Annotated in this window: 15 protein-coding genes and 1 tRNA gene; 3 read left to right on the top strand and 13 right to left on the bottom strand. The window is 64.9% G+C overall.

All coding sequences use genetic code 11. From position 1 onward, the window contains the following. The first annotated feature begins 3 nt into the window (after positions 1-3). The 3 genes from CXR02_RS04920 to CXR02_RS04910 are packed head-to-tail and all read left to right on the top strand — an operon-like array spanning position 4 to position 2,773. Positions 4-972 carry a branched-chain amino acid ABC transporter permease gene (locus tag CXR02_RS04920; protein ID WP_104060980.1) on the top strand — a complete coding sequence of 323 codons (969 nt, stop codon included), beginning with the start codon at positions 4-6 and terminating at the stop codon, positions 970-972. Beyond that, the gene (locus tag CXR02_RS04915) at positions 969-2,006 is read left to right on the top strand and encodes an ABC transporter ATP-binding protein (RefSeq protein WP_104060979.1); all 1,038 of its coding nucleotides are present in this window, start codon (positions 969-971) and stop codon (positions 2,004-2,006) included. The genes CXR02_RS04920 and CXR02_RS04915 overlap by 4 nt, the downstream gene beginning before the upstream one ends. Further along, positions 2,003-2,773, top strand: a complete 771-nt coding sequence (locus CXR02_RS04910) for an ABC transporter ATP-binding protein (protein ID WP_104060978.1) — start codon at positions 2,003-2,005, stop codon at positions 2,771-2,773. Before CXR02_RS04915 ends, CXR02_RS04910 begins: the two co-directional genes overlap by 4 nt. A gap of 318 nt (positions 2,774-3,091) precedes the next feature. Here CXR02_RS04910 and CXR02_RS04905 read toward each other — a convergent pair whose 3' ends face one another. The 13 genes from CXR02_RS04905 to CXR02_RS04845 all read right to left on the bottom strand — a co-directional run bounded on the left by CXR02_RS04905 (position 3,092) and on the right by CXR02_RS04845 (position 15,952). Continuing rightward, the gene (locus tag CXR02_RS04905; protein WP_104060977.1) at positions 3,092-4,438 is read right to left on the bottom strand and encodes an ABC transporter substrate-binding protein; all 1,347 of its coding nucleotides are present in this window, start codon (positions 4,436-4,438) and stop codon (positions 3,092-3,094) included. 225 nt (positions 4,439-4,663) lie between these two features. Beyond that, a tRNA-Leu gene (locus CXR02_RS04900) sits at positions 4,664-4,737 on the bottom strand. A 20-nt stretch (positions 4,738-4,757) separates the two neighbouring features. Next, positions 4,758-5,702, bottom strand: a complete 945-nt coding sequence (locus tag CXR02_RS04895; protein WP_104060976.1) for an N-acetyltransferase — start codon at positions 5,700-5,702, stop codon at positions 4,758-4,760. A gap of 107 nt (positions 5,703-5,809) precedes the next feature. Then, positions 5,810-7,309, bottom strand: a complete 1,500-nt coding sequence (locus tag CXR02_RS04890; protein WP_104060975.1) for an NAD(P)/FAD-dependent oxidoreductase — start codon at positions 7,307-7,309, stop codon at positions 5,810-5,812. Positions 7,310-7,347: 38 nt separating this feature from the next. Then, positions 7,348-8,724, bottom strand: a complete 1,377-nt coding sequence (locus CXR02_RS04885) for a S8 family serine peptidase (protein ID WP_104060974.1) — start codon at positions 8,722-8,724, stop codon at positions 7,348-7,350. A gap of 34 nt (positions 8,725-8,758) precedes the next feature. Beyond that, on the bottom strand, positions 8,759-9,706 hold the full coding sequence (locus tag CXR02_RS04880; protein WP_104060973.1) for a Ppx/GppA phosphatase family protein: 948 nt from the start codon (positions 9,704-9,706) through the stop codon (positions 8,759-8,761). Then, positions 9,703-10,374, bottom strand: coding sequence for a DUF501 domain-containing protein (locus CXR02_RS04875; protein WP_104060972.1), 672 nt, complete (start codon positions 10,372-10,374; stop codon positions 9,703-9,705). Before CXR02_RS04875 ends, CXR02_RS04880 begins: the two co-directional genes overlap by 4 nt. A 28-nt stretch (positions 10,375-10,402) precedes the next feature. After that, complete coding sequence (locus tag CXR02_RS04870; RefSeq protein ID WP_104060971.1) at positions 10,403-11,068, bottom strand: septum formation initiator family protein; 666 nt, start codon at positions 11,066-11,068, stop codon at positions 10,403-10,405. Positions 11,069-11,202: 134 nt separating this feature from the next. After that, entirely contained in the window at positions 11,203-12,483 is a 1,281-nt protein-coding gene (eno, locus tag CXR02_RS04865) for a phosphopyruvate hydratase (RefSeq protein WP_056343550.1), read from the bottom strand. Positions 12,484-12,615: 132 nt separating this feature from the next. Next, a complete protein-coding gene (locus CXR02_RS04860; protein ID WP_258060820.1) occupies positions 12,616-13,239 on the bottom strand; it encodes a MazG nucleotide pyrophosphohydrolase domain-containing protein in 624 nt (207 codons plus the stop codon). Between the two features lie 61 nt (positions 13,240-13,300). Continuing rightward, the gene (locus CXR02_RS04855; protein WP_104061085.1) at positions 13,301-14,449 is read right to left on the bottom strand and encodes an adenosine deaminase; all 1,149 of its coding nucleotides are present in this window, start codon (positions 14,447-14,449) and stop codon (positions 13,301-13,303) included. A gap of 39 nt (positions 14,450-14,488) precedes the next feature. After that, a complete protein-coding gene (locus CXR02_RS04850) occupies positions 14,489-15,217 on the bottom strand; it encodes a DedA family protein (RefSeq protein ID WP_104060969.1) in 729 nt (242 codons plus the stop codon). A 105-nt stretch (positions 15,218-15,322) separates the two neighbouring features. Further along, positions 15,323-15,952: a DedA family protein gene (locus tag CXR02_RS04845; protein ID WP_104060968.1), complete on the bottom strand. Its 630-nt coding sequence runs from the start codon at positions 15,950-15,952 to the stop codon at positions 15,323-15,325. Between the last annotated feature and the right edge of the window lie 4 nt (positions 15,953-15,956).

The raw sequence follows: 15,956 nt of genomic DNA, 5'->3' as shown, positions 1-15,956 counted from the left end.
GCCATGGACTTCGGATTCATTTTCTCCAGCGCTGCCAGCGAACTCTTCAGCCCGACCACCGCGGCCTATGCCCTTGCGGCCCTCGGACTGGCAGTCCACTTCGGCTACTCCGGCCTGCTGAACTTTGGCCAGGCGGGCTTTATGGCGGTGGGCGCCTACGGCTTCGCCATCTCGACGCTCACGTTTGGCGTCCCCTTCTTTGTGGGACTGGTCATCGCCGTAATCTGCTCGGTCATCTTCGCGATGCTCCTGGGCATCCCGACGCTGCGGTTGCGCGCGGACTACCTGGCAATCGTCACGATCGCGGCCGCGGAAATCGTCCGCTACATTGTCACGACCAACCAGCTGACCGCCGTGACCGGTTCGGCCAACGGCCTGGCCGCCTTCGAAGGCGGGTTCTACGCCATGAACCCGTTCCCCTCGGGCTCGTACATGGGCATGAACAACCGGGATTTCTTCATCCGCATCGTCGGCTGGGGCCTCGTCGTCATCTGCTGCACACTGGTGTGGCTGCTGATGAGGAGCCCATGGGGCCGCGTACTCAAGGGCATCCGCGAGGACGAAAACGCGGTACGGTCCCTCGGCAAGAACGTATATGCCTACAAAATGCAGGCCCTCATCATTGGTGGCGTGCTCGGCGCCCTGGCGGGCATGATCTTTACGCTCCCCCGCGGCGCAGTCCAGCCGGCCAACTACGGCACCGAACTGACGTTCTTCCTGTACACCTGCCTGCTGCTCGGCGGCCTCGGCACGGTGCTGGGACCCGTCATCGGCGCGATGATCTTCTGGGTAGTGCTGTCCCTCACACAGGGCATCCTGTACGGCCTGATCGAATCCGGCGCCGTCACCTGGCTGAACACAGTCCAGGCCGGCCAGCTGCGCTACATCCTTGTGGGTGTCGCACTGATGCTGCTGATGATCTTCAGGCCCCAGGGCGTCTTCGGTAATAAGAAGGAGCTGGCGTTCGCATGAGCACGCATAGCGAAGAACCCCGTCCGTCGCAGGAAATTGACTACATGACGGACACGCGTCCGATCGCCGCCGGGGACACCGCCCCCGGCTGCAAGAAGCGTGATCCGATCGTGGTGGCGGAAAACGTCACCCGCAGCTTCGGCGGCATCAACGCCGTCGACGTCGAATACCTGGAGATCCCGCGGCACAAGATCACAGCGCTGATCGGCCCGAACGGAGCAGGTAAGACCACGCTTTTCAATCTGCTGACCGGATTCGATATGCCGAACTCGGGCAAATGGCAGTTCGAAGGCAACAGCCTTGCCGGCGTCTCACCTTACAAAGTGGCACGGATGGGGATGGTGAGGACCTTCCAGCTGACCAAGGTCATGGGAAAGCTCACCGTCATGGAGAACATGCGGCTCGGCGGCTCGGAACAGCCCGGTGAGCGCCTCTCCAAGGCCCTGTTCAAGGGCCTCTGGGGCGGCCGGGAAAAGGAGATCACTGCCCAGGCCAACGTCCTGCTTGAGAAGTTTAAGTTGGACGCCAAGAAGGACGACTACGCTGCCTCGCTTTCCGGAGGCCAGCGGAAACTCCTGGAAATGGCACGTTCGCTGATGGTCAGGCCCAAGCTGGTCATGCTGGACGAGCCCATGGCAGGCGTCAACCCGGCGCTGACCCAGTCCCTCCTGGACCACATCAAGAACCTCAAGGCGGAAGGCATGACCGTGCTTTTCGTGGAGCACGACATGAACATGGTGCGCCATATCGCCGATTGGGTGGTAGTGATGGCGGAAGGAAAGATCGTTGCGGAGGGCCCTCCTGGCGAAGTCATGAAGAATCCGGCAGTCATCGATGCCTATCTGGGAGCCCACCACGACGTGGACCTTGGCGACGCCGAGGGCATCAAGGAACTTGCAGCCGAGCTGGAAGCCGATGAGGAGTCGATTGTCGGTACTGAGAACGCGGGCATCATCTCCATCGATGTGCTTGAGCAGGAGCTTGAGGAGAATCGTGCGGAAGAACCACGTCGCAAAGAAAAGGACACAGAATGAGCGCCACGAGTGCGGCTCCCGCGGCCGGTAGCGCGGCAACCGACGATTCGGTCGTCAAGGTAACAAACCTCGTTGCCGGCTACCTTCCCGGCGTGAACATCCTGAACGGCTGCAGCATCGAAGCCCGCAAGGGTGAACTGATCGGCATTATTGGTCCCAACGGTGCCGGCAAATCAACGCTTCTCAAGGCCATGTTCGGTCTGGTGAAAGTCCATTCGGGCACAGTTGTGGTGCGTGGCCAGGACATCACCGGGCTCAAAGCCAACAAGTTGGTGACCAAGGGCGTGGGATTCGTCCCGCAGAACAACAATGTGTTCTCCACGCTGACTATCGAAGAGAACATGCAGATGGGCATGTTCCAGCGCCCCAAAGACTTCGCCGAGCGGTTTGATTTTGTGACCAGCCTGTTTCCCGAGCTCGGCAAGCGCCGGGCCCAGCGGGCTGGGTCGCTCTCCGGCGGCGAACGTCAGATGGTGGCCATGGGACGCGCGCTGATGATGGAGCCCGCCGTCCTGCTCCTTGATGAGCCCTCCGCAGGCCTCTCCCCTGTCAAGCAGGACGAAACCTTCCTGCGGGTGCACGAGATCAACCGGGCAGGCGTCTCTGTGATCATGGTGGAACAGAATGCCCGCCGTTGCCTCCAGATCTGCGACCGCGCCTATGTGCTTGACCAAGGAAGGGACGCTTACACCGGAACCGGGCGGGAACTGATGAAGGACCCCAAGGTGATCCAGCTGTACCTCGGCACTTTGGCGGACGAGGTCTAAGCCGCCTCCGTCCAGTAGCTCCCAGAAGGGCCGTCACCGTCCGGTGGCGGCCCTTCTGCGTGCCCAGCTTGGTTCCCCGTGCCGTCCGGGCGCCTCCGGCAGCCACTTGCTCGGCGCCTGCGCTCGTACCTCCCCGGCGGCCCCCTCCCCTCGCAAGCTCGGGCAGGGATCCCTGCCGCCGTGGGCCCACCGCAACAACGGCGCTTTCACAAGCGCCTGCCTCTGTCCCCCCAGCGTTTGCCTCACCCTCTCGCGCTCACAAGAAAGAACCCCCGCCCGGTGCAATCCGGGCGGGGGTTCTTTGTGCAGGAGGCGGCTTTACAGCTTGCCGAATTCTTCCTTGGACGGCGCGTACTTGTTGTCGTCCTGGTACTCGTAGATGCCGATGTAGGCTTCCGTCGGGTCGCCGGCGTCGGAGAACGTCACCGGACCTGACTGGCCGTCGTAGTCGATGTCCTTGCCGTTGCGGAGCAGCGTGACGCAGGAGGCGAAGTCGGTGCACTTCTCACCCGACTCCGAGACTGCCTTGAGCTGCTTGGCAATCTCAACGCCGCTGGTGCTCTTGGCGGCTTCAGTGGCAAGGGCGATCAGGTTCACAGCGTCGTAGGACTCACCGGCGTAGCTGTAGTCCTTCAGGGCCGGATCAATGGCGAGCAGCTTCTTCTTGAACGCATCCTTGGCGAAGGTGCCCGGGATGGTTCCCTGGGCGCCCTTCAAGGTGCCGGCCTGGAAGTCCTTGCTGTAGTCGGAAGTGTTGCCGTCCACGAGGAACATCTGGGTGGGCTTGACACCCTTTCCCGTCATCAGCGGCACGATGCTCTTGGCCTGGTCAAAGGTGATCAGGGCAATCGCGTCGGGCTTGGCCGCAATGACCTTGTCCACCTGGCTGCTGAACTGGGAGTCGCCCTCGTTGAAGAGCTCCTCCGCAACCACCTTGCCGCCGGCCGCTTCGAAGGCGGACTTGACGTTGCTGGCAAGGCCGGTTCCGTAGGCGTCGTTGAGCACGATCATGCCCACAGTCTGTGCACCACAGGTGGCCATGTAGTTGCCAAGGACCTTACCCTGCAGCACATCTGACGGCGCAGTACGCCAGTAGAGGCCCTTGTCATCCCAGGTAGTGAAATCCGGGGAGGTGTTGGCGGGCGAGAACTGGATGACACCGGCACCGGTGATCTGGTTGATGACCGTCTTGGAGACACCGGAAGACGCGGCACCGATGATGGCGCTGACGCCCTGGCCGAGGAGCGCGCTGGTGGACTGCGTGGCGATATCTGTCTTAGTGTCGCCGGAGTCGCGGTGGATCACTTCCACAGGCTTGCCCAGGACACCCCCGGCATCATTAACTTCCTTGATGCCAAGATTCACACCCGCGATTTCGGGCGGCCCGAGGAAGGCCAGGGAGCCGGTGGTGGGGAGCAGGGAACCCAGCTTGAGCGGCGTTTCCGTGACGGTGGTTGCAGGCGGAACAGCGCCTCCAGCACCTGCCTTTGAAGTGCTTCCGGGAGCCGCGCCGGGAGCGGGGCAGGAGATCCCAGATGCTGACGTGGTGGTTTCTGTCGAGCTCGGGGTGGAGGTACCACCGCAGGCTGTAACCAGAAAGGCGACGCCGACGCTAAGCGCTGTGAGCTTAGCAAGACGGGGTGCCGCCGGGGAAAGTGAAATCATTGACAATCTCCTGGATCGAAAGGTGCGAACGGCCTTTGACGCGGATGATCAGGTGTTCCTGATTTAACTTCAAGCTAATGCATATCTTCGGCGGATATAAGTGACTGAGGTCACATCCTTATAACAGTCGTTGCATATGCGAAATCAATGAACGGGAGAGGTCTGTTGAAGTCACGCGGGAGGCGCGGAAGGGCACGTCAGGAGGAACTCCCTAGGGAGGATTTGTACCCCAGGTGGGACTCGAACCCACAACACGCGGATTTTAAGTCCGCTGCCTCTGCCAATTGGGCTACTGGGGCGCCCGGTCTATGGTATCCCGTCATTCGCCCGCAAGCGGTCCGGCGTACCGGAACATCCCGCGGACCCCGCCGGGCCAGACCGCCAGCGGGAGCAGCTGGAAGTGGTCCCCCCAGGCGGCGTCGGGAGGGAGGACGCCGAAGGACGCAGCCGGGACAAAGCCGAAGCGCGGGTAGTATTCGGTGCTGCCCAGCAGCGCAATCCCGCCCTCCCCCGCCGCGTTGGCCCGGGCAATCGTGTCGTTCATTAGGGCAGTGCCGATCCCATGGCGCTGCAGCCTTGGTGTCACACCGATGGGCCCGAGCCCAAGCAACCCGTAGTCGCCCACCCAGCCCCGTGTGCTGATCACATGGCCGACTATCTCGTCGTCGAGCACCGCCACCACGCTGAACTCGGGCAGGTAGTCCTCGCACTCGAAGAGTCGGCGGAGCACGTCCACCTCCCCGGGCTCCCCGTCCACCGGCAGGCCCGTGACCGGGGAGACCGCGAACGCCTCGCCCGTCAATGCGAGGATCTTGTCCCTGTCCGCAGCCGTCTCGTTCCTGAGCAGCAGCTCGGGCCGCGGCACGTGCCGGCTGGCCGCTGACAGCTCGGCTAGGGCTTCGACGGCGCGTGGTGCGTCCGCCAGCGGCACCAGCAGGTGGTCGTGGTGGAAGCCGGCCAGCACGTTGCAGCTGATCCTGGCGTCGGTCAGGGCCTTCCCCACGGCGGCGGTCAGGCCAACAGCCTCCAGCGCAGAGTGCACTTCCAGGGTGATCCAGGCCGCCACAAAGTCGTAGTGCAGCCCCAGGCTGTCTGCCCTTTCCCGCGGCAGGACCACCGTCAGGCCCTCGGCCTCACGGACGGCAGCTTCGATGCCGGGCTCGAGCGGCCTGCCGTGCGGCCACAGGACGTAGACGTACTCCCCCTCCCGCAGTACCGGTTTCAGTGTTGCCAGCAGGGTCTGGAGGTTCTTTTCGCCAGTCATGCTGCCAGTCTAGAAGGGACACGAGGCGGGAAACGCCGAAACGGCGGCTATCCCTTGAGGGGACAGCCGCCGTCGGGCGTTACAAATGCTGCGTCGGGATGCCGGTGTTACTTGGCGTCCGCGGTGACCGACTGCTTGGGGTTCACACTGGTGGCCTCCGCAGAGCCGGGCTTTGCCGCTCCGGCGGATGCCTCCGGCGCGCTGGCCGCCGGGGCGGGAGCAGCCGCAGCCGGCTTGGGAGCCGGTGTGGCAGCGGCCACGAAGGCACCGCGCGGGTTGTCGAGGTCGATCAGCTGGGTGGTGTCGCGGCCCATAAAGAACGCGAGGATCCAACCCATGATGACGCGGACCTTGCGCTCCATGGTGGGCATGGCCATACCGTGGTAGCCGCGGTGTGCCAGCCAGGCGAGCGGGCCCTTGAGGCCGATGCGGCCCAGGATGTTGATGTTGGCAACACCCTTCCACTCGCCGAAGCCGGCCACAGCACCAAGGTTCTTGTGCTTGTAGTCCTTCAGCGGCTTGTCCCAGCGCGAAGCCCACAGGTTCTTGGCGAGGCGCTTGGCCTGGCGAAGTGCGTGCTGGGCGTTCGGGACGCAGGTGCCGTCCGGCAGGCCGCTGCCCGTGAGGTCCGGCACGGCGGCGATGTCGCCGGCGGCCCAGGCGTTGTCGATGATGCCTTCATCGCCGGCGATGCGGAGGTCCGGCAGAACGCGGACGCGGCCGCGGGGTTCCAGCGGGAAGTCGGAGGAGCGGATCATCGGGTTGGCCTGCACGCCGGCAGTCCAGACGAGCGTGTCGGCTTCAAATTCCTGGGCGAGGGACTTGTCCGGGAGGTTGATGAGCTTCAGGGAGCCCTCAGCGCTGTCCAGGGAGGTGTTCAGCAGAACCTCGATGCCGCGGCTGCGGAGGTGCTCCACAACCCATTCGGCCTGCGGTGCGGTGACCTCGGGCATGATGCGGCCCATGGCTTCAACCAGGACAAAGCGTACTTCTTCCTGGCGGATGCGGGGGTTGTTCTTGACCGCGGCGCGGGCCAGGTCTTCCATTTCGGTGATGCACTCGATGCCGGCGAAGCCGCCACCAACAACCACGAATGTCAGTGCCTTGGCGCGGGCAGCGGGGTCCGCGATGGTGGACGCGGCCTCGAGGCGCTCCAGCACCTTGTTGCGAAGGGCCACAGCCTCTTCGATGGTCTTCAGGCCGATGCCCTTGTCCGCCAGGCCCTTGATGGGGAACGTGCGGGTGATGGCGCCTGCGGCCACCACAATGTCGAAGTAGGGGATCTCGATGTGCTCTCCGCCGTCCGCGGGCGCCACGACGGCGGTGCGGTTGGCGTGGTCGATCGAGGTGACGCTGCCCTGGATGAGTTCAGTCTGCTTCAGGTGCTGGCGGTGCGAGACCACTGCGTGGCGGGCCTCGATGTTGCCGCCGGCCACTTCGGGCAGGAAGGGCTGGTAAGTCATGTAGGGCAGTGGATCCACGAGGGTGACGACGCCACCGGCATTCGCGATCTTCTTCTGCAGTTTGAGTGCTACGTACAGGCCGACGTACCCGCCGCCGACGACGAGTACCCTGGGACGGTCCTGGAGCTCTGGGGTGGTTGCCATGATTTAAGGATACAACAGTTTGTGAAAATCTTCACTAACTACGTTTTGCCGCCTGAATCAACGGTTTGGAACGCGCCGGTATCGGGTTCCTCGCGCGCCGCTCCCGGGTTTCGGGCAGCCCTCCGCAGCTGGATGACTGCTGCCCCGATGATCACCACAAAGAGGATCACCGAACCGATCACGACGGCGGCGCCAACGGCACTGTCACGCTGTGAGGGCGCCTTCGCCGCGGGCACAGTGGGTTCGGGCAGGGTGGGAACGGCACTTGCCACTTCGTCGGTGGGCACCGGTGCCGGCGCACCCAGGTTGCCGCGGCGGTGTACGCGGATCCAGTCCGCGATGGAGCCGAGCGGGTTGGCGGCGGCTTCCGGGACGGGGTCCTTCAGGGCGGCCTCGGCGTTCAGCACGCCAAAGCCGTACAGCGGGTCTTTTCCGGCAGGACCGGCGTCCTTGGCCGTGCTGACGATCCGGTTGATGACCTGCTTGGCGCTCATCTCCGGCCACTTGGAACGGATGAGCGCGGCCACACCGGCAACGATCGGGGCAGCTCCAGACGTTCCCGCCCATTCTGCGTAGCCGCCGCCCGGCAGCCCGCCCAGCAGGTTTTCAGCCGGGGCCGCCACACCGATGCTGATCCCCTGGGAGGACGAGTCGACGCTCGCTGTGCCCTTGCGGTCCAGGCCGGCGACGGTGAGGACGCCGGGGATAGTGGCGGGCGCGCCGACCTGGAGGTTGCCGCCTATCCGGTTTCCGGCGGCGGCAACGATCACCACATCCTTCTGCTCGGCATACAGGAAGGCAGCGTCCCAGCTCTGGGGCCACTGCGGCGTGGCGCTGCCCAGCGAAATATTAATGACTTTAGCCCCGTTGTCCACGGCCCAACGGACCGCTTCGGGGATCTGGTCCTGATCGCTCTTGCCTGCGGGGTTGGCCGAGCCCAGCCACGTTGACACGGACAGGATCTCAGCTTCAGGAGCCACGCCAATCATGCCGTCCGGACCGCTGGCAGCAGCCTTGCCGGGACTGGGTGAGGCGGTGGCGCCGGCTGGCTGGTGTCCGCGGCCGGCCAGTATTGTGGCCACCAGGGTCCCGTGTTCCGGCTTGACCCCCAGGCTTTTCTGCCCGTTGGGAGTGCCGGCCCCGGACACGTCGAAGCCTCCGGTGACGGCGCCCTTCAGGTCAGGGTGCTGGGCATCCACGCCGCTGTCGATCACCGCGATCTTGACACCCGCGCCCTTGGAAACCTCCCAGGCCTTCGTAATTCCGGATTCGCCAAGCCAGTACTGCTTGTCCCGTTCGGCATCGGCCCTCGCCGCGGGCGCCAGGGTCAGTCCGGCGGCCAGGCTGACGCCGGCAAGGGTCATCGCCAGGAGAGCTGACGCGGCCCGGCGGAACCGTGCTGTTGCTCTGGTCATGTGGGTTCCCATGCTTGGTTGGCTGAAGGCCTGGTTAGTGGATGCTCAGGGCAATTCCGTCAAGAATATCGTGTTCACTGGCCGTGGCCGTGACGATCCGGCCTGCGGTGAGTTCATTCAGCCGCTCCAGGATGCGCCGCCACACCAGCCCGCCGGCACCCATGACGTCGACGCGGCCGGGGTGCATGTACGCCAGTTCGGCACGTTCTCGCCTGGTCAGGTGAAGGAGGTCAGTAGCGGCTTCTGTGATGGTGCCGATGGACAATTCCGTCCCGTGGATCGCCGCCGGCGAATACTCCGGAAGCCGCAGGGCATGGGCGGTGATGGTGGTGATCGAGCCGGCCACCCCGACGACGGCTGTGGCGCGTTCCAGCGGAACGTCCAGCCCCGCCCGGGCGATGGCGGCGTCGATGTCGGCTTCCGCGGCGGCGATCTGCTCCGCCGTGGGCGGATCGCCCTGCAGGTGCCGTTCGGTCAGGCGGACGCATCCGACATCCACGGACTTGGCGGCCGTAACACCGCTGGCGGTACCTAGGACGAACTCCGTGCTGCCGCCGCCGAGGTCCACCACCAGCACCTGCTCGCCGTCAAGGATGGGCAGCACGCTGCTGGCCCCCGCGAACGACAGGGCAGCTTCTTCATCGCCCGAGATAACCTCCGGCTCAACGCCCAGCAGTTCCCGGATCCCGTCCACAAAAACCTGGCGGTTGCGCGCGTCCCGGCTGGCCGAGGTTGCCACAAAACGGATGGAGTCGGCGCCATGCTCACGGATCATGGCTGCGTAATCCCGTGTGGCCGCGAAGGTGCGCTCCAGTGCCTCAGGGGCAAGTTCGCCGGTGGCGTCCACGCCCTGGCCCAGCCGGACAACCCGCATCTCGCGGACAACGTCGGTGAGCTTCGCTGTCCCGTTGCTGCGGTCGATGTCGGCGATGAGCAGGCGGAGCGAGTTCGTGCCGCAGTCGATGGCGGCGACGCGGGTCATGCCCCTGCCCCGTCAGCGCTTGCTGTCTTGCGGACCGGAGCGGGCCGGCCCACGATCTCCGGCAGGCCCTGGGGTCCGTGGCGGCTGAGATCCTTTGACGGGGCCTCCCCTGCGGTGTCCCAGGCGCCGTCGCAGTAGCAGCGGTCCGTTGTCCACCATTCACTGATGCCGGCAATGGCCTCATCACCCAGCGGGTTCACGCCGGGACCTGCCGCGAGGGAGTGGCCCACCAGGACGTGGAGGCATTTGACCCGGGTGGGCATGCCGCCGGCGGAGATGCCGTCAATTTCCGGGACGGCGCCGATGCCGGAACGCTCGCCGATGGCCGCGCGGGCTCCGAGATAGTCCTCGTGCGCCGCACGGTAGGCGGCCGCGAGGGGCTCATCGGCGCTCAGGCGTTCATTCATGTCGTTCATCAGCCCGGCAGCTTCCAGCCGTGAAACCGCCGACGTGATGACGGGGTGGGTCAGATAAAACGTGGTGGGAAACGGCGTCCCGTTGCTCAGCCGCGGTGCGGTGGCGGCGACGAGGGGGTTGCCACAGACGCAGCGCGCCGGGATTTCCACCACATCGCGCACCGGCCGTCCCAACTGCCTGCTGAGTACTTCAAGATCGTGTGCTGATGGCTGGCGGGACTTCTCCGGCGCAGTCGCCGTGTTTTCTTCCACTGGCGCGGGCCATCCTTCCTCTAACTGTTCAGTCTGTGGCCGCACGCCTGATGGACTCCCACAGGGAATCCACCCACGGCAGATCGGCGGGGTCTTGTGCTGCTGTGGCGGTTAGGCTACTGCTTGTTCCGGCCGGCAGATCGTCACCGAAGACCCAGTAGCCGGATTCACCCGGCATAACCATGTTAATGCGGTCGCGGGCCTGCTGTTTCACGTAGTTCGGATCCTGCCACCGTGAGATCTGCTGCCGCAGGCCGTCCTGCTCGGCCTGGCGGGCGGCAATATCGGCGCTGAGGGCGGCGAGCTCGGCCCGTTTGTCGAAGAAGATCTTCACGGTGGGGGCCAGCATGATGGTGATGGCAATCATGACCACCGCCAGTGCCAGCATGCGGCCGGAGAACGCCTTGGCGGGCACCGGCTGGCTGTCATCCTGCGTGGTGTCAGGCTTCCGTGTCTTGCCCGCGGCGTTACCGCTGCGGCTGCTCCCCTGCCCTTTGCTTGCCGGGAGCCTGGTGTCCGATGCGGATGTTCCGGCGCTGAACGCCGGGCCGGTTTTGCCCGTGTTCCCGCCCTTTGCGCTGCTGGGTGTACCGCCAAAATCGGCGCGGATGACGCCGGCGTCTTCCGTGGCTGGGTTCGTGGTGGCCTGATGCCTCGAAGCGGCTTTGGGAACTTTGGGACGGCGGGTGGCCATGACACTCCTGAAACGTGCGGCCTGCCTCTGGCCGCAACTCTGCGCTTGATGCCGGCTCAATCAATGCCGGCTAAACAAAAACCGGTGGCTATGGTCGTTCAACCATAGCCACCGGTCAGAGGTTTACGCGGCTCCTAGCCCTTGAAACGCGGGAAAGCGCTGCGGCCGGCGTAGCGTGCGGCGTCGTCGAGTTCTTCTTCGATGCGCAGGAGCTGGTTGTACTTGGCAACGCGCTCCGAGCGTGCCGGGGCACCGGTCTTGATCTGGCCGGCGTTGGTGGCCACCGAGATGTCGGCGATGGTGGTGTCCTCGGTCTCGCCGGAGCGGTGCGAGGTGATGGTGGTGTAACCGGCGCGCTGGGCCAGGCTGACGGCGTCCAGCGTTTCGGTCAGTGAACCGATCTGGTTGACCTTGACCAGCAGCGAGTTGGCGGTCTTGGTGTCGATGCCGCGCTGCAGGATGGCCGGGTTGGTGACGAAGAGGTCATCGCCGACGAGCTGGACCTTGTCACCGATGCTGTCGGTGAGGGTCTTCCAGCCGTCCCAGTCGTTCTCATCCAGGGGATCCTCGATGGAAACCAGCGGGTAGTCGGCCACGAGCTCGGCGTAGTAGGCGCTCATCTCGGTGGCGGACAGTGCCTTGCCCTCGAACTGGTAGGCGCCGTCCTTGAAGAACTCGGAGGAGGCGACGTCCAGTGCCAGGGCGATGTCCTTGCCCGGGGTGTAGCCGGCGTTCGTGATGGCTTCCTGGATCAGGTCCAGCGCAGCACGGTTGGACGGCAGGTTAGGCGCGAAGCCACCTTCGTCACCCAGGCCGGTGGACAGGCCCTTGGCCTGCAGGACGGACTTGAGGTTGTGGTAGACCTCGACGCCCCAGCGGAGGCCCTCGGAGAAGGTCTCGGCGCCGATCGGCACGATCATGAACTCCTGGATGTCCACGTCGGAGTCGGCGTGCGAGCCGCCGTTGAGGATGTTCATCAGCGGAACCGGGAGGACGTGCGCGTTGGGGCCGCCCAGGTACTTGTACAGCGGCAGGTCTGCGGAGGCGGCAGCGGCGTTGGCAACGGCCAGCGAAACGCCCAGGATGGCGTTGGCGCCGAGCTTGGCCTTGTTGGGGGTGCCGTCCAGGTCGATCATGGCCTGGTCGATGCTGCGCTGGTCGGTGGCGTCGAAGCCGGTCAGTGCCGGAGCGATCTGGTCGATGACAGCGTCAACGGCCTTCTGGACACCCTTGCCGAGGTAACGTCCCTTGTCTCCGTCACGGAGCTCAACAGCCTCGTGCTCACCGGTGGAGGCACCGGACGGTACCGCCGCGCGGCCGATCTGGCCGTCGGAGAGCAGTACTTCAACTTCTACGGTCGGGTTTCCGCGGGAATCGAGGATTTCGCGGGCGTGGATGGCATCGATAAGCGCCATGGATGTGCTCCTTATGGGCGATTTTGGGGGAACGAACAGCTGGAAAAAGCGTTAAATCTGGGACGTCCTCGTCAGGGACCAAGCCTAGTCGAGAGTGGTGCAGGTTACGGAACCCTATCCATCACCCGGACGTCATGATGGCGACGCGAACTGGCGCCGAATGGCGCCCCGGAGGGCCCGCTCGGCGTCGAATCCCTTGGCACGGGCAGAGCCGACGACGGCGAGCAGCATGTCGCCGAGCTCCTCCTCGGTTTCGAATGACTCCGGTGATCGAGCCTGTCGAGATCCGGAGGTTTCGACAAGCTCAACCACCGGTTGTCCCGGTGATTGAGCCTGTCGAAATCCTGACCTTTCGGCCCGGTCAAGGAACTTCTGCGCCTTCGCCAGGGCCGGCAGAGCGTCCGGGATGCCTTCAAAGGGCCCCGTTCGCTCCGGACGTTCCGCAGTCTTCACAGCGTCCCACTTCCGGACAATCTCCGCCACCGAGGCAGGGAAGGTGTCCCGCAGCGTGCCGTCGGGCCGGAAGACATGGGGATTGCGGCGGACCATTTTGGCACTTAGCCCGCGGGCGACGTCGTCGAACGTGAACGTGCCGCGCTCCTCGGCGAGCCGGGCGTGCAACACCACTTGAAGCAGCACATCGCCCAGTTCGCCGCGAAGCTCCACGTCATCCGCGCCGGTCTCGATGGTCTCGGCAACCTCGAAGGCCTCCTCCAGGAGGTACTCCACCAGCGAGGCATGGGTGAGGGCGCCCATCCACGGGCAGTGCTCCCGCAGCTGGGCCACGACAGCGACCAGCCGATCGATGGGAGCGTGCTCAGCCAAGGTTGTCGTAGGCGTCGTTGATGTACTCCACCAACGCTTCCTTCTCTTCAAGCGGCAGGAAGGAGGCCTCGGCAGCGTTCAGCGTGAGCTCCAGCAGATCGTCGAGGTCGTAGTCGAAGGTTTCCACGAGGAGCTCGAACTCGTCCGTCAGGGTGACGCCGCTCATCAGCCGGTTGTCGGTGTTGATGGTGACGTTGAAGCCCAGCTGGTACAGCATGTCCAGCGGGTGGCTCTCGATGCCCTCGCCGAATCCGGCGATCGCTCCGGTCTGGAGGTTGGACGAAGGGCAGATCTCCAGGGCGATGCCGCGGTCGCGGACCCAGCTGGACAGGTCGCCCAAGGTGACCAGGCCGATGTTGTCCTCGTCGTTCGCGGCGTCGTCGTCTTCGTCGTCGAACTCCACCATGATGTCCTCGGCGATCCGGACGCCGTGGCCCAGGCGCAGTGCCCGGCCGTCAACGAGGGCGGACTGGATGCTTTCGAGGCCGGCGGCCTCGCCGGCGTGCACCGTCGCGGGGAAGTTGTGCTGGGCGAGGTACGTGAAGGCGTCCTTGAACCGGGACGGGAGGAAGCCGTCTTCAGCTCCGGCGATGTCAAAGCCCACAGCGCCCTTGTTGCGGTGGCGGACAGCCAGTTCGGCGATTTCCTGGCCCCGGTCCGCCTGGCGCATGGCGGTGATCAGCTGGCCCACCTGGATTTCGCGGCCGCTTTCGGTCACGGCGTCCACGCCGGCCTCGAGGCCTTCCTGGACTGCTTCAACAACCTCGTCCAGGGACAGGCCATTCTGGAGGTGCTGCTCCGGTGCCCAGCGCACTTCGCCGTACACCACGCCGTCGTCCGCGAGGTCCTCCACGAATTCCTTGGCGACGCGGATGAGGCCTTCCTTGGTCTGCATCACGGCGACTGTGTGGTCGAACGTCTCCAGGTAGCGGACCAGCGAGCCGGAATCCGCGGACTCGCGGAACCACTCGCCCAGGGCCACCGGGTCCGTGGAGGGCAGCGTGTGGCCAACGGCCGCGGCCAGTTCGATGATGGTGGCTGGACGGAGACCACCGTCCAGGTGGTCGTGGAGCGAAACCTTAGGCAGGCTCTTCAGGTCGAAATCGATGGCAGGGGCAGCGTCAACAATAGGCTCAGTCACCATCCAACCTTAGGGTCGGCAGGCGGCTTATGCCAGCCGCTACTTTCCCAGCTGCTCCGCCTCGGCCGGGGCAGACGCCAGCAGCGGCGAAGCCGCGGTGTGCGACGGCAGGGAACCTTCCGGGCCGCCGTCGAGCCATTCATCCACGGTTTCGGCGTCGTTGCGGGCCAGGTGCTTGTGCCACCAGCGCAGCAGGTGGTCGATCAGGATGCCCAGCACGATGGCGAACACCACGGCAATGCCTGCGCTGAGCAGCGGGTTGTGGTGGAGCCAGGGGAAGGAGCTGGCCAGGATCCCGATGCCGATGGAGTACCCCACCCAGGTGATGCAGGCGAAGGCGTCCAGCAGGAAGAACCGGCGGTGCGCGAAGCCGGTGCTGCCGGCCACATAGTTGACCGCCACCCGGCCCCAGGGAATGTAGCGCGCGGTGAAAATCAGGACGGCGCCGCGTTTTTCCAGTTCATACCGTGCCCAGCCGAAGGCCTTCTGCACTTTAGGCCGCCGCATCCACTTCCAGCGCTCAAGGCCGATCCTGCGGCCGAGCATAAAGGCCATGTTGTCACCGGCGATGGCACCAACCAGTGCTGTCGCGCCCAGGATCCAGAGATTCGGTTCACCGCTGTGCCGGGAAAACGCGGCCAGCGCCACAATCAGCGTCTCGCTGGGGACCACCATGGCAAAGCCGTCGATGAAGAAGAACACCAGAAGGACCGGGTAGATCCACCATTGGCCCGCTGCATGGAGCACGGCCTCATTAATAAACTCCACGCGGGTCTTGCTCCTAGACGAAATGATGCAGCCGGAAGTGACGTAAGTCGCTCTTCAGTGTCCCATGCCCGGGACCCCGCCCGCTACGCGCGGACGCCGCAAAACCTAGGCTTCCGGATCCTTCAGCCGCTCCACCACAGGAACCTTTCCCCGGATGCGGTTAATGATCAAATCCACCACGATTCCTAGGCCCACGGCGCAGACGATGGCGATGGCCGCGCCGAGCAGATGGTTATTTTCAAACCACTGGCCGAAGAACAGCCCGATGCCCACAGAGTAGGAGGCCCAGAGCGTGGCGGAAAGGACCGTCAGGCCAACGAAACGCAAGTGCGGATAGTGGGTCACGCCCGCGGTGAGGTTGACGGCAACCCTTCCGATGGGGATGAACCGCGCCACCAGGATGAGCGACGCCGGACGCTTCCTCAGCTCGTCTCCTGCCCAGCGGAAGGCACTTTGCATCCGCGGTCCGCGCATCCAGTGCCAGCGCCGGGTACCCACCCGTCGCCCAATGAGGTAGGCGATGTTATCGCCTGAGAAAGCACCCAGGCCCGCGACCGCCATCAGCAGCCAGGGATTGGGGACGTCTGCGGTGGCGGCCACTGCGGCCAGCCCCACCACCACGGATTCGCTGGGTATCGGCGGGAAAAACCCGTCGATCAGGCAGCAGGCCAGCACAAGGAGGAGCACCCACGGCTGCCCGGCGGCAGCAAGGATGAATTCATTGATGGCCTGCATCGTC

Origin of the sequence: Arthrobacter sp. 4R501, from assembly GCF_002929755.1 — a bacterium.
Lineage (GTDB): Bacteria > Actinomycetota > Actinomycetes > Actinomycetales > Micrococcaceae > Arthrobacter.
This window is presented reverse-complemented; position numbering and strand designations above follow the sequence as displayed.

Coding starts and splice junctions, on each gene's coding strand:
- CXR02_RS04880 (WP_104060973.1), bottom strand. CDS start 9,706: ATGACCCGCGTCGCCGCCATCGACTGCGGCACGAACTCGCTCCGCCTG.
- CXR02_RS04895 (WP_104060976.1), bottom strand. CDS start 5,702: ATGACTGGCGAAAAGAACCTCCAGACCCTGCTGGCAACACTGAAACCG.
- CXR02_RS04915 (WP_104060979.1), top strand. CDS start 969: ATGAGCACGCATAGCGAAGAACCCCGTCCGTCGCAGGAAATTGACTAC.
- CXR02_RS04860 (WP_258060820.1), bottom strand. CDS start 13,239: ATGGGCGCCCTCACCCATGCCTCGCTGGTGGAGTACCTCCTGGAGGAG.
- CXR02_RS04890 (WP_104060975.1), bottom strand. CDS start 7,309: ATGGCAACCACCCCAGAGCTCCAGGACCGTCCCAGGGTACTCGTCGTC.
- CXR02_RS04870 (WP_104060971.1), bottom strand. CDS start 11,068: ATGGCCACCCGCCGTCCCAAAGTTCCCAAAGCCGCTTCGAGGCATCAG.
- CXR02_RS04905 (WP_104060977.1), bottom strand. CDS start 4,438: ATGATTTCACTTTCCCCGGCGGCACCCCGTCTTGCTAAGCTCACAGCG.
- eno (WP_056343550.1), bottom strand. CDS start 12,483: ATGGCGCTTATCGATGCCATCCACGCCCGCGAAATCCTCGATTCCCGC.
- CXR02_RS04920 (WP_104060980.1), top strand. CDS start 4: ATGGACTTCGGATTCATTTTCTCCAGCGCTGCCAGCGAACTCTTCAGC.
- CXR02_RS04885 (WP_104060974.1), bottom strand. CDS start 8,724: ATGACCAGAGCAACAGCACGGTTCCGCCGGGCCGCGTCAGCTCTCCTG.
- CXR02_RS04910 (WP_104060978.1), top strand. CDS start 2,003: ATGAGCGCCACGAGTGCGGCTCCCGCGGCCGGTAGCGCGGCAACCGAC.
- CXR02_RS04845 (WP_104060968.1), bottom strand. CDS start 15,952: ATGCAGGCCATCAATGAATTCATCCTTGCTGCCGCCGGGCAGCCGTGG.